Annotated in this window: 12 protein-coding genes; 4 read left to right on the top strand and 8 right to left on the bottom strand. The window is 32.1% G+C overall.

Annotated features, from left to right (window positions below; all coding sequences use genetic code 11):
* Positions 1-160: 160 nt before the first annotated feature.
* Together crcB and ACN5J3_RS10190 are read right to left on the bottom strand one after the other, a co-directional pair.
* On the bottom strand, positions 161-526 hold the full coding sequence (gene crcB / locus ACN5J3_RS10195) for a fluoride efflux transporter CrcB (RefSeq protein WP_344728589.1): 366 nt from the start codon (positions 524-526) through the stop codon (positions 161-163).
* Positions 527-1,549 carry an SRPBCC family protein gene (locus ACN5J3_RS10190; RefSeq protein ID WP_418511672.1) on the bottom strand — a complete coding sequence of 341 codons (1,023 nt, stop codon included), beginning with the start codon at positions 1,547-1,549 and terminating at the stop codon, positions 527-529.
* Between the two features lie 95 nt (positions 1,550-1,644).
* Here ACN5J3_RS10190 and ACN5J3_RS10185 point away from each other — a divergent pair, with 95 nt between their 5' ends.
* Positions 1,645-3,684, top strand: coding sequence for a dipeptidyl-peptidase 3 family protein (locus ACN5J3_RS10185; RefSeq protein ID WP_418511671.1), 2,040 nt, complete (start codon positions 1,645-1,647; stop codon positions 3,682-3,684).
* An 87-nt stretch (positions 3,685-3,771) separates the two neighbouring features.
* Here ACN5J3_RS10185 and ACN5J3_RS10180 read toward each other — a convergent pair whose 3' ends face one another.
* From ACN5J3_RS10180 to ACN5J3_RS10160, 5 genes are all read right to left on the bottom strand, one after another.
* Positions 3,772-5,424, bottom strand: coding sequence for a T9SS type A sorting domain-containing protein (locus ACN5J3_RS10180; protein WP_418511670.1), 1,653 nt, complete (start codon positions 5,422-5,424; stop codon positions 3,772-3,774).
* A gap of 123 nt (positions 5,425-5,547) precedes the next feature.
* Positions 5,548-6,471 carry a hypothetical protein gene (locus ACN5J3_RS10175; protein WP_418511669.1) on the bottom strand — a complete coding sequence of 308 codons (924 nt, stop codon included), beginning with the start codon at positions 6,469-6,471 and terminating at the stop codon, positions 5,548-5,550.
* 193 nt (positions 6,472-6,664) lie between these two features.
* Positions 6,665-7,282: a response regulator gene (locus ACN5J3_RS10170; protein ID WP_418511668.1), complete on the bottom strand. Its 618-nt coding sequence runs from the start codon at positions 7,280-7,282 to the stop codon at positions 6,665-6,667.
* Positions 7,279-9,012, bottom strand: a complete 1,734-nt coding sequence (locus tag ACN5J3_RS10165; protein WP_417289756.1) for a tetratricopeptide repeat-containing sensor histidine kinase — start codon at positions 9,010-9,012, stop codon at positions 7,279-7,281. Before ACN5J3_RS10165 ends, ACN5J3_RS10170 begins: the two co-directional genes overlap by 4 nt.
* A 3-nt stretch (positions 9,013-9,015) precedes the next feature.
* Positions 9,016-9,648 carry a hypothetical protein gene (locus ACN5J3_RS10160; protein WP_417289755.1) on the bottom strand — a complete coding sequence of 211 codons (633 nt, stop codon included), beginning with the start codon at positions 9,646-9,648 and terminating at the stop codon, positions 9,016-9,018.
* Between the two features lie 405 nt (positions 9,649-10,053).
* Here ACN5J3_RS10160 and ACN5J3_RS10155 point away from each other — a divergent pair, with 405 nt between their 5' ends.
* Positions 10,054-10,440, top strand: a complete 387-nt coding sequence (locus ACN5J3_RS10155; protein WP_417289754.1) for a hypothetical protein — start codon at positions 10,054-10,056, stop codon at positions 10,438-10,440.
* A 30-nt stretch (positions 10,441-10,470) separates the two neighbouring features.
* Here ACN5J3_RS10155 and ACN5J3_RS10150 read toward each other — a convergent pair whose 3' ends face one another.
* A complete protein-coding gene (locus tag ACN5J3_RS10150) occupies positions 10,471-11,541 on the bottom strand; it encodes a branched-chain amino acid aminotransferase (RefSeq protein ID WP_417289753.1) in 1,071 nt (356 codons plus the stop codon).
* Between the two features lie 115 nt (positions 11,542-11,656).
* Between ACN5J3_RS10150 and ACN5J3_RS10145 the strand changes: the two genes are divergently transcribed.
* Together ACN5J3_RS10145 and ACN5J3_RS10140 are read left to right on the top strand one after the other, a co-directional pair.
* Entirely contained in the window at positions 11,657-12,166 is a 510-nt protein-coding gene (locus ACN5J3_RS10145; RefSeq protein ID WP_344728609.1) for a DUF4920 domain-containing protein, read from the top strand.
* A gap of 5 nt (positions 12,167-12,171) precedes the next feature.
* Complete coding sequence (locus ACN5J3_RS10140) at positions 12,172-12,618, top strand: hypothetical protein (protein ID WP_418511667.1); 447 nt, start codon at positions 12,172-12,174, stop codon at positions 12,616-12,618.

Genomic DNA, 12,618 nt, shown 5'->3' with positions numbered 1-12,618 from the left:
TCGTTGTCAACAATAAGAATGTTTTGAGCTTGGGTGTAGCTTAAAATAAATAAGGCTACAAGGCATAATAAATTTTTCATCATAACTAGGTTTTATTGATTTATGGTTCAAAAATCCTAATTAATTGAATGCTAAAACATACGTAGAATGTCGTATATTTTTATTTAGTGAGGAACATGCCAAAAAATACTGCTAGGAAACCTAAAATGAAACTGCTAATAGTATAAATGGCAAAACTAGCAAAGTCTCCAGATTTTAAAAATACATGATTTTCATATGCAAAGGTTGAAAATGTTGTGAAGCCTCCACAAAATCCAGTAGCTAATAGAAGAGTGCTACCTTGAGAGAGTGTGTTGTTTTTTGCAGCAAGCCCTAAAATAATACCAATAAGTAAACTACCTAAAATATTTGCGGCAAACGTGCCATAAGGAATTCCTGTTTCAGAGCTATTAAGGAATTTGCCTAAAACAAACCGTAATACACTACCTAAACCACCACCAATAAATACGAGTATAATATTTTTCATTTATTCTTTTATGGCAATGTATATATCTGTAACCCAGTTTGCAGGATTAGGTTCATTTGTAGGGTCTGTTATATAGGTTTCTAGCATAGGGCCATTTTCAGAAAATTCAAACGCATTTTTTGTAATGTAATTCATGGTTTTGTCCCATGCTTCTTTTAAATTAGAGTAATCACCTTTAAGGGTTGTTTTCACAGCTTTAAAAGGTTCTAATTGTCCTGTAAGAATATCACTTTCGGTAGTGATTACTTGTGCTGTAGTAGGAACACAACAAGAGAACATAACTGCATTATTGGTCTCGTCCCACTTATGATAATAAACAAAAGGAGCTCCAGCAATGCTTATATTGTTCTTTTTAGCGTAAGCAATAACTTCAGGTAGCATTTCCTGCATTTTATTTTCTAAATCGCTTATTTTACAAGATGTCGTATTGTATATATAAAATCCACCACTATGTGTGGTAGTACCTTCGGTTTTTATTGAGTATACTTTCATAGATTCGGTAACAATACTATCTAATTTTTCTAAACCTCTTTCAAAATCAGGGCCAATCATATTATCAAATCCACCAGAAACTAAAGCAAATGCTTTGAACATAAATGGGACATTGTCACTATTCATTTTCCAAGTAACATTAGTATTACCGTCTGGAGTAGGAGAGAATTCCCAATGTATTTTTGATGGCTCATAATCTCCAAATTGCAACTCTTGATTTATTGATGTGTATGGAGTTGTGGCAATTGTTTTCATAACGCCTTTTCCGTCTTTGTCTGTCCATGAATAGGCTCCGCCAATACCTTTGGTTTTTTCGCTTAATGTGATTTTTGTTGTAGAATCTTTTTCAACCCAAGAAGACCAAGCTTCCCAGTTTTTAAAATCAATAACATTATTATAAATCACGGCATTTGGAGCATTAATAGTGCGTTCTCTTTTTACCTCAAAACTGTTAGGTTGAACAGCAATGTATACAGATAATCCAATAACTATGATTAACAATAAGAATAGAAGATATTTAAAAACTTTCATTTTTTTTGGTTAAAGGTTGTATAATCAAAGATAATCAATTTTAAACTATCTTTTATATATGTTACATTTGTATAACAATAATTAAAACTATTATAATGAAATTTACACATGTTTTAGGTTTTGCTTTAGCATTATCAACCTTTGTGTCTTGTAATGAAGATAAAAAGGCACCTGTAGTAGAAACTACAGACACTCAAGAAGAAGCTGTTTTTGATTTTAATGTTGAGCAATTTGCAGATATTAAAATATTACGCTATCAAATTCCAGGATGGGAAAATTTAACTCTAAAAGAGCAAAAACTAGTTTATTACTTAACTCAAGCTGGATTATCAGGAAGAGATATTACTTGGGATCAAAATTATCGTCATAATTTGACTATAAGAAAAGCTCTTGAAAATGTTTATACAAACTTTAAAGGAGATAAAACAACCAGTGATTGGTTAGCTTTTGAAGCATATTTAAAAAGAGTATGGTTTAGTAATGGAATACATCACCATTATTCAAACGATAAATTAAAGCCAGAATTCACTGAAGCGTATTTCAAAACATTATTAGCAGAAACAAACACAACGTTAGAAGGAGAAGCTTTTGATGTTATTTTTAACGATAAAGACGCTAAAAAAGTAAACCAAGCAAAAGGCGTAGATAACGTGGCGCTTTCAGCCGTAAACTTTTATGGACCAAATGTAACTAATGGAGATGTAGAGACGTTTTACAAAAATAAAAAATCACCAAACCCAGAGAAACCATTGTCATTTGGTTTAAACTCTAAATTAGTTAAAGAAGGTGGAGAATTAAAAGAATTAGTCTATAAATCTGGAGGATTATATGGAACTGCCATAGATGAAATAATTAAGTGGTTAGAATTAGCAAAAGGTGTTGCTGAAAATCAAGCGCAAGGAGATGCTATAGGTTTGTTAATTGAATACTATAAAACAGGAGATCTTCAAACTTGGGATGACTACAATGTGGCTTGGACAGCCGCAACAGAAGGTAATGTAGATTATATAAACAGTTTTATAGAGGTTTATAATGATCCGTTAGGGTATAGAGGAAGTTATGAAACAATTGTACAGATTAAAGACTTTGATATGTCTCAAAAAATGGCTGTATTATCAGAAAATGCACAGTGGTTTGAAGATAACTCTCCATTAATGGATGCTCATAAAAAGAAAAACGTAGTTGGTGTAACTTACAAAGTTGTTAACGTTGCAGGAGAAGCTGGAGATGCATCACCAAGCACGCCTATTGGTGTAAACTTACCGAATGCTAACTGGATTCGTGCTGCTGTTGGAAGTAAATCGGTGTCTTTAGGAAACATCATTAATGCATATAATAACGCAGGAAGTACAGGACGATTAAAAGAGTTTGTAAACGATGAAGAAGAGTTACAGCTAGAAGAAACTTATGGGCAACTTGCAGATAAATTACACACTGCATTGCATGAGGTAATTGGTCACGCATCAGGACAATTAAATCCTGGAGTAGGAGAGACTAAAGAAACGCTTAAAAACTATGCGTCTACACTTGAAGAAGGTCGTGCAGATTTAGTAGGGCTTTACTATTTATACAACCCAAAATTACAAGAATTAGGTTTGGTTGATGATTGGAAATCTGTAGGAAAAGCAGCTTACGACGGTTACATTCGTAATGGATTAATGACACAACTTATTCGTTTAAATTTAGGTGATGATGTAGAAGAAGCACACATGCGTAATAGGCAATGGGTAAGTGCTTGGGTTTTTGAAAAAGGACAAGCAGATAACGTGATAGAGAAAGTAACTCGTGATGGTAAAACATACTTTAACATCAATGATTATGAAAAATTACATGAGTTATTTGGACAGTTATTAAGAGAAACACAACGTATAAAGTCTGAAGGAGATTTTAAAGCCGTAGAGCATTTAGTAGAAACATATGGTGTAAAAGTAGACCAAGATATTCATGCTGAAGTATTAGAGCGTAATAAGCAGTTTACTTCTGCGCCTTATAGTGGGTTTGTAAATCCTGTATTAGTTCCTGAAATGGATGCTAACGGAAACATTACAGCTATTAAGGTAACACAGCCTGAAACATTTTCTGGACAAATGTTAGACTATAGTGAGGCATATAATTTTCTCCCAGAGAAGAATTAAAAACAAAGTTTATATAGCAACAACAAAAAAGCCTTAATGATGATCATTAAGGCTTTTTTTCTAAATTAAAACTAAAATGAAAATTAACTACTTTTTAATTATTTTCTTGATATAAGTGTTGTTGTTATTTGTTATTGAAACTAAATAAATACCTTGACTATAGTGAGATACGTTTAGTTTTATTTGGTTGGTTGTAGTGTCTAGTTCTGTTACTTTTTTACCAAGAATATTATGAATACTTATATGTGTGTTAGTGTTGTTTTTAGGTAATTCTATATAGATGTAATCACTTGTCGGATTCGGAAAAATACTCACAGAATTATTAAAAGTAGCTTCATCAACACTTAAAAAGCCACCAACATCAAGCGTTATGTTTGATCTTTTAACAACATAACCAGGTAAATCAGGATTTGTGATTTCGCAATAATAAATACCGCTATCAGGGCCTTGAGCATTTGTAATGACGTAAGTTGTAGCATTTGTATCAGGAATAGCAACATCGTCTTTAAACCATTGGTAATTATTAGTAGAAAGGCTTCTTGATGCGTTTCTGCTTGTACTAGGAGTATCAGTGATTGATAGTGTGATATTTTCACCAACATCAATAGATGGTTCTTCTGGCGGATCTAGTGTGAATTGAGGGTTAAATTGAAAATCAGGAATATTTGCTACATACGTATCATATTCATCAGCTATATCATTAAATGTGAAAAAATTATCTTGAATACGTAAAATCTCTAAAGGTGCTGCGGTTAAATCAGGAAAATCGCCACTATATGAACTGCTGCTCCATTCAGATGAGTTACCAACAGCTCCAATTAGATAAAGCTCTCTTAAGTTTATCAGATTTTCAAATGATGAGGGAATACTGCCTGTTAGTCCGTTGTGGTTTAACCAAAGAATTTGAAGGTTTACGAGGTTTCCAATTTCTTCGGGTATTGTTCCAGAAAATGTGTTTGGAGATAGGTCAAGTCCAGTTAAACTTGTAAGGTTCCCAATTTCTGGTGGAACTTCTCCTGAAATTTGATTTCCCCAAAGACCGAGCCATGTTAATTCAGGGAAGTTTCCAATTTCAGACGGTAATGTACCTGTTAAATTATTGCCTCCTAGGTCTATTGAAGTTACATGAGTTGTTCCATTAATATTAGATGTTGTAACGCCGTACCATGTTCCTACTGGGTTTGTGCTGTTCCAATTTGTGCTAGTATTCCAATCAGAACCATTAGTGCTGTTGTAAATAGCGATAAGAGCATTTCTCTCTGTTGAAGGAATAGGTGTTATTGCCTCTTGCTGAAAAATAATATTTGATGTCTCATTAGCATCGCCACGGTGTACTAATACATAATAGTTTTGTCCTGCTACTGTGGTAAATGATGTGTTAGCTCCAAAACTACAAGCAGTAACTATATTTAACTCTGAATCATCAGTAATATTTAAGCTAGGTGCTGTAAATATGATTGCAAAAGAAGTTATAATGTCATTGTTATTTGCGTCTTCTACGGTTACTTCAAATTCTGAAGATTCTTCTGCAGTAAATTTATAATAGACTAGATTGTAGTTTCCAAGAGGACAACCATTTGGAGATATTGAACTAGAAGTCGCTAAATCTAATCTCAAATTATTATGGTTATAAGGAAAGGTATTGAGAGTGATAGCATTTTCTAACAAATCATTTTCAGGAACTTGACAGAAAGCTGAAAAAGTAAGTAGTACGATAAAATAAGTAATTATTTTTTTCATGGTTATATTGATTTTAATTTTTGATTAAAAAAAATCCCCCTTTTACAGGGGATTTTTATGTAGCTGTACTTTAATATATCCCTACAACAATTAATAGCGCTTGCAGCTACATTTTTTTTTAAATTAGTTACAGCTTACACTTCCGTTTAAATTGTAAGAAGAGCCTGTATTGTTAATATAACTATCTATATCTTTTACAGATACATTAAAAGAGAATGTATTTCCGCTCCAAGAAGCAGAACCACTTACAGCAATGTAGGCTGTTCCGTTATCGTCGGTAATTTGTATAGCAGCACATGAGGAGCAACCATCATAATAATCAGCATCAATGCTAAAAGATCCGCTAGATCCAACATTTACAATAGATAATGTCCAAGTGTCGCTAACAACACCTACCGTTCCGCCACTACAACCAGCAAAACCAGATTGATTACCGCTTATTGAAGAGTTAAAGCTACCATAAGCAGTTCCTGGAGGATAACAGTCGCTAGGATCTACAAACCCTTGACATGAAGGTTCATCGCAATTTCCACAAAGCATAGCTACATCTCTAATGTTAGCTTGTGATATGTTTCCGGCACTTGTTTTAGCAAACTCATAACACTTTATGTCATGGCATATTTTTGAAAGATTGTTACATATTTCAGCAGGTAAAGAAAATTGAAACGATCCAACCCCTGAATTAGAACCGTTTGTATTTATAGGAACAAAGTATATTGGACCACTAGTTCCAAATCGCATTCCTACACCATCAACGTTACCATTTGATGCAGAGAAAGAAATATTGTTATCCATAGTTTGTCCTCCGCTAATAGGAACAACATCATTACCAAACGAGTTTATTTGTACACTGTTGTCTATTTCTACTTCGTCAGGATTAATAGTAAATGCGCTTGATGGTAATATTAAATTGGCATTCATGTATTCTGAAACAGCTTGAGGATCGCTAATTCCAAAATCTAAAATAGTTTGTTCGTCTTCTTCATCACAAGCTGTGTTTAGAAATAACGTTAAAACTAATAGTGATAATAATTTTAGTCTTTTCATGGGAGTAAATTTGTTGGTTAATTAATAGCTTTAATAACAGGTTGTTTTTTTATTTGTTAACCACTAAATAGTACGTTGGGTTATCTAGTGGGTAGACTTTCAATCTGTTATTACAAATTTAACTCTGGGTAAGATGGTGTTCAATACCTAATAATGGGTATTTATTGTTTTATTGAAAAGAAATAGGCTTTTTTTAAAACTTATATTTTTTATCTAAAGCATAGCGCATTAACTCGCCTTTACCTTGTAAGCCTAATATTTTAATCATATTTTTTCTATGTGTATCTACGGTATGTACTCCTATAAAAAGCTCATCTGCTATTTCTCTAGAAGTTTTGCCATGTGCTATGAGTTTTAAAATCTCATTTTGGCGTTTGGTAAGAAGCCCTTTATTGTTGCTCTTGTTTGTTTTTGTGTTGATGTTAAGCTTGGTGTCATAGTAATTATCACCTTTAGCGACAGTTTCTACAGCATTTTGAATAACATCTAAAGCTGAATTTTTTAATATATATCCGGAGGCGCCAGCATTAATCATTTGATCTACAGCTTCACTTTGATCAAACATAGTAAAGGCAATAACTTTAATATTTGGAAACAGTTTTTTTATTTCTTTCGTTGCTGTGATGCCATCTACTTTTGGCATTCGAATATCTGTTATTACAATATCAGGTTGTTTGCTTTTTACTATTTCTAATAGTGCTTCTCCGTCATTGGCAGTGCCAATAATAGATATGTTCTCTTCGTACTCTAAAAGTAATTTAATGCCATCTATAAGTGATTGATGGTCTTCGGCAATGGCTATTCGTATCATATCGGGATGTCTATTATTACGGTTGCTCCTTTATTAGGCTCACTTTCTATGGTCATTTTTCCAAGTAAATGTTCTATACGTTTATCTATACTGCTTATGCCCATGCCTTTTTTGGTTTTTGTTATTTGACTAGGATTGAAACCAATACCATTGTCTTCTACCATAATGTTTAATGAATCATCATGGTTTGTAATATGAATGTTTACTTCGGTAGCTTGAGCATGTTTTATAATATTTGTAATTAATTCCTGAATGATTCTAAAAATAGTAAGCTCTAAACTATTCTCAAGTTGGTTCTCTAGGCCATGATCTATAACACTTATTTGTAGTTTGTTGTTTATTGATATGGTATCGGCCATGTTTTGTACAGCCTTAAGTAATCCTTGCTTTGCTATAACACCGGAGTTTTTAGCGTGAGCAATACTTCTTATTTTCTGGTAAGCTTCATCAAGAAGTAGGTTTGTTTTTTCTAGAATTTCAGGAGATTTTCTTTCTTCAAGTGTGTTGAAATGCCATTTTATGGTAGTCATTAAACCGCCTAAATCATCGTGTAAATCATTGGCAATGCGTTGGCGTTCTTTTTCTTGACCTTCTATCATTGCGTCAATAGAGAGAAGTTCTTGTTCTTTTAATGCTGCGGTAAGTTTTTGAGTTTCTAATTCTTTTTCTTGTTTGATTAACTGTTGCTTTCTTTTGCTGTTTTTGTATTGTTGAAATATAAAAATACTTCCAGCAAAAATTATAAAAAGTGCCCCAATAAGAAAGTTTCTGTTTTGCTTTCGTTGTGCTTCAATCTCTAAATTATCAGCACGTAACTTTTCGTTATCATACTGCTCTTTTATTTTTGATATCTCAATATTTTGGTTGGTAATATTTATGCTGTCTCTGGCTGTATTGTATTTGTTATAGTAGTTAAATGCATTTTCAAAATCTCCTAAATTTTGAAAAGCATTAGAAAATTTACTGAATAATATTTTTTGCAAATTTAGTTTATGTTTTTCGGGCGTAATGCGTTCAGCTTTTTTTAAAAACTCAATAGATTTTTTGTAGTTATGTTCTTTCTCAAAAGCGTTGGCGTAATTTATGTAAGTTATAAAACGCTCGTACATGTTATTTTTAGGATATATTTTTAGAGCATTTTCAAAAAATATTTTAGCCGAGTCTTGATTTTTAATAAAGCCAGAATAAAGCAAGCCTAAGTTGGTGTTTATTTTAGCTATACCAAGAGAATCATTTGTTTTTTTTGATAACGATAAAGCTTCAGAATAATAAGATTGCGCCTTGCGGTAATTTGTTTTATTAAAATTATAGTTGCCGTAATTTAGTAAGGCAATAAACATTTTCTCTTCTTTTTGAGAATATAAAGCGGCTTTATAGTATTTGTCCAGATAGGGAAGAGCTTCTATTTTTATATTGTTTTGAGAGTCTAAAAGCGAAAAGATTGATAGATTACAATCCATTTCTTTTTCTTTAAGATTCAGTTTTTCAAAAATTGTTAAAGCTTTAGTATAGTTGCTAAAAGCAAGATTTTCTTTATTTATTTTTGAATAATAATTACCTAATTTAAAATGAATATCTGCTTTTTTAGCTGGGTCTTTGGTTTGTTTTAGCTCATTATTATAAAGCTTTAAAACCGAATCGTTTTTTTGCAGATTAATAAAAGAAAATGTTTTGGCGGTAAGCATAACCGCCAAAACAAAAAAGAATAAAATTGAATATTTTCTGTACATTGGTTAGTTACCAACTATTATTCCACCACATTGCTCTTTAGGTTCTGGTAATAAAGATTTTGTTTGTATGCAAGCTATTGAAGAAAAGCTTCCATTTGCAACTAAATCCGTATAATATTTAACAATTGTTTTTTCATTTTTATCAAAATCTTTTGGAGCATCATTAAAAGTGAAAACATATAGTTTGTTGTTTTTTACTTGATTGCCGTCTAGAAAGTTCGTCATTGAGAACGTATCTTCAATAATATGAGTTTTTGTATTAGACAGAATAGGACTATCTGTATTATCTGTAACAACATAAAGTATGGCGCTTTTTGTACTTGAAGATATATCAAACTTCTTGTAAAAGCTGAAATTAGCATTTGAAACAGGAATTTCAAGCGTTATTGTTTTACTGGTGTTGTCATAATTACTTTCTGTTTTACCATCGATAATTTGTAGGTTATTATTGTACAAACTGTTTTCAGAAGCACTTATAGATCTTGTGTTTGAATAAATATCTTTAGAAACTGGAGCAGCGTTTTGTTGAGTAGACTCTGTTTTTACTTCGGTATTTATTTCAGGCTGCTTTTTTTCTTCTTTGCAAGAAAAGATACATAATAATAAGGCAATAAAAAGAAAGTGATAAGATTTCATATGGGTTGGTTTTAGTTGTTTTTAATATCCAAATATCATTATAAAGGAGTGTTTTAAAAATCCCCAATAATAGGTATTTTATTTATGTTAAAAGGTTTGTAACCTATTTAAACAATGATATTTAGTTAAAACTAAAACTTTTCCTACATAAAAACAAACTTAATAGCGGCAATAAAAGCTATAAAAGAAATAAATGCAATAAGCACCCAAACTGTGCCTTTGTAATAGCGTCTATGAAGCTTTAAATCTTTACGGTAAGTATAGGCTATTATTAGGACAAACGCTATAAAAAATAAAATCCCGAAAATCAATTGCCCTTTAGTAAACATATTGTTATTTTTATACAAAAATAGGGAAAGAATTCAACTACACTTTGTTTAAATAGTTAAAATTATAATATTCTAAATGAAAGATAAAATAGAAGCCGTAAAAGCATTTCATACAGCGTTTAAAATTGGCCATAGAGAAACACCAAAAGCAGATTTAGGAATAGATAAAAACATGTTGCGTTACAAGCTGATGCGCGAAGAGAATGAAGAGTATCTTGAAGCAGCAAACAATAATGATTTGGTTGAGGTTGCTGATGCTTTAGGAGATATGCTTTATATACTTTGTGGTACAATAATAGAGCATGGTTTACAGCACAAAATAGAAGAGGTTTTTAGTGAAATACAAAGAAGTAACATGAGTAAATTAGGAGACGATGGTGAACCTATTTACAGAGAAGATGGTAAAGTGCTAAAAGGTCCAAATTATTTCAAACCCGATATTGAATCCATTTTAAACAAATAAAAAAAAGAAGCCATTTGGCTTCTTTTTTTATTACTTAACTTCTTGTCTCCAATTATGAAGGTCTTCAGATAAATTATGTTGTATATTTAGTAATTTCTCTTTGAAAAGAGAAGCAAAAGAATCTTCAATATTAGGAAGCTCAAAAACTTCTTCAGCATGTTCAAATGCAGAAATAGGACTTATCACAGCGGCTGTTCCAGCTCCAAAAATCTCTTTAAGAGAACCATTTCTAGCAGCATCTTTTATTTCCTTAACACTTACACGACGAACTTCAACATCAATATGGTTGTCTTTAGCAAGTTGAATAATACTTTTTCTAGTAATTCCGTCTAAAATTCTATCATTTGTTGGCGCCGTAATAAGCGTGTCATTAACTCTAAAAAAGACGTTCATTGTTCCTGCTTCTTCAAGATATTCATGCGTATTAGCATCTGTCCAAACAACTTGTTGATATCCTTGTTCTTTAGCTAAATTAGTTGGGTGAAATTGCGCAGCATAATTTCCAGCGGCTTTAGCAAAACCAACGCCTCCATCAGCAGAACGACTAAACTTTTCAGCAAATAATACACGTACTTTTCCAGAATAGTAAGCTTTGGCAGGTGAACAAATAATCATAAAACGGTATTCACTAGCAGGAGATGCAGAAATAGCAGGCTCTGTAGCAATTACAAAAGGCCTAATGTATAATGAGTTTCCCATACCTGGTTTAACCCAGTCTTTATCTAGATTTAGTAGCGTATGAAGTCCGTTAAAAAAATAATCTTTTGGGAATTCAGGAATGGCTAATCTAGCTGCAGATTTATTTATTCTTGCATGGTTTTCCTCTGGTCTAAATAGCCAAACTTTACCGGCTTCATCCTTATAAGCTTTCATACCTTCAAAGACAGCTTGACCATAATGAAATACTCTAGCAGATGGGTCAATGGTCATAGGTTGGTAAGGCATTATTTTTGGCGTTTGCCACTTACCATCCTTAAAATCACATACAAACATGTGGTCTGTAAAAATGCGACCAAAATCGATGTTGTTAAAATCTACTTGATCTATTTTAGTTGTTTTAGCCCTTTCTATTTGAATTTCTTTAGATGAAATACTACTCATTTTTTGGTTTTTTTAGATGGTGCAAAAGTACAGAATTAAACCTTATGATTATATATAAAGTTTACCTAAAAAAGGTGTATATTTGACGTCAAAATTTTTAATTAACATCAAGATTATGAAGAATATATTATACGTGTTTTTATTAGCATTACTAGTTGTTTCATGTAAAAATGAAAACAAAGAAGAAGTAAGTGTTGAAGAAGAAGTTACTACAGAAGTGACTTATGTGCCTTTTGGAGATAAAATTGAAGCTGATAACGCATTGAGTGCTCAAGACATGGCAGCAAAATACGGAGCTATGAAAGTTGGTGACTCTATAAGTACAAAAATGACTGCTAAAGTAAATAGTGTTTGCCAAGTAAAAGGATGTTGGATGCGTTTAGATTTAGGTAATGACGAAGAAGTTATGGTTAAATTTAAAGACTATGCGTTTTTCATGCCAAAAAACATTTCAGGTAAAGATGTTATAATAGACGGAAATGCTTACGTAAACGAGATATCTGTTGAAGATTTAAAGCACTATGCTGAAGATGCAGGAAAAACAGAAGAAGAAATAGCAGCAATTACAGAGCCTAGAAAGACTTATACTTTTATGGCAGATGGCGTATTGCTTGTAGAAGAATAAAATAGATGAGAGTTTTATTATTAAGTTTTCTTGCGTGTTTGTTTATTTTGAGTTGTAATGATTCAAAAAAAGAAAATGAAACAACGCAAAACAAAAAAGAGCCTATTGTTTATGATATGTACGAGCCTTCTGAAATGGCTTTACTTATGAACGAGATGTATGCTCATAATTTAAAAATAAAACAAGATATCCTTGACGGAAAAATGCCTGCTGAATTTCCGTTAGAGTTTTTAAAAATACATTCAGCAGAATTGACCAAAGCAAAAGACAGAAACGCTACGTTTGAAAGTTTCTCTAAATTATTTATTCAAACAGAAAAAGAAATTTTTAACCAAGCGTCTACACAACCTATAGAAGAGCGATTTAATAATGCTGTTAACGTTTGTATATCTTGTCATCAAACCAATTGTACTGGGCCAATACCACGTATTAAAAAACTATTAATTAAATAG

Source organism: Corallibacter sp., assembly GCF_048381695.1.
GTDB lineage: Bacteria > Bacteroidota > Bacteroidia > Flavobacteriales > Flavobacteriaceae > Corallibacter > Corallibacter vietnamensis.
This window is presented reverse-complemented; position numbering and strand designations above follow the sequence as displayed.

Bases quoted from the DNA above. Each gene is read 5' to 3' on its own strand.
- crcB (WP_344728589.1), bottom strand. From the start codon at position 526: ATGAAAAATATTATACTCGTATTTATTGGTGGTGGTTTAGGTAGTGTA.
- ACN5J3_RS10190 (WP_418511672.1), bottom strand. From the start codon at position 1,549: ATGAAAGTTTTTAAATATCTTCTATTCTTATTGTTAATCATAGTTATT.
- ACN5J3_RS10185 (WP_418511671.1), top strand. From the start codon at position 1,645: ATGAAATTTACACATGTTTTAGGTTTTGCTTTAGCATTATCAACCTTT.
- ACN5J3_RS10180 (WP_418511670.1), bottom strand. From the start codon at position 5,424: ATGAAAAAAATAATTACTTATTTTATCGTACTACTTACTTTTTCAGCT.
- ACN5J3_RS10175 (WP_418511669.1), bottom strand. From the start codon at position 6,471: ATGAAAAGACTAAAATTATTATCACTATTAGTTTTAACGTTATTTCTA.
- ACN5J3_RS10170 (WP_418511668.1), bottom strand. From the start codon at position 7,282: ATGATACGAATAGCCATTGCCGAAGACCATCAATCACTTATAGATGGC.
- ACN5J3_RS10165 (WP_417289756.1), bottom strand. From the start codon at position 9,012: ATGTACAGAAAATATTCAATTTTATTCTTTTTTGTTTTGGCGGTTATG.
- ACN5J3_RS10160 (WP_417289755.1), bottom strand. From the start codon at position 9,648: ATGAAATCTTATCACTTTCTTTTTATTGCCTTATTATTATGTATCTTT.
- ACN5J3_RS10155 (WP_417289754.1), top strand. From the start codon at position 10,054: ATGAAAGATAAAATAGAAGCCGTAAAAGCATTTCATACAGCGTTTAAA.
- ACN5J3_RS10150 (WP_417289753.1), bottom strand. From the start codon at position 11,541: ATGAGTAGTATTTCATCTAAAGAAATTCAAATAGAAAGGGCTAAAACA.
- ACN5J3_RS10145 (WP_344728609.1), top strand. From the start codon at position 11,657: ATGAAGAATATATTATACGTGTTTTTATTAGCATTACTAGTTGTTTCA.
- ACN5J3_RS10140 (WP_418511667.1), top strand. From the start codon at position 12,172: ATGAGAGTTTTATTATTAAGTTTTCTTGCGTGTTTGTTTATTTTGAGT.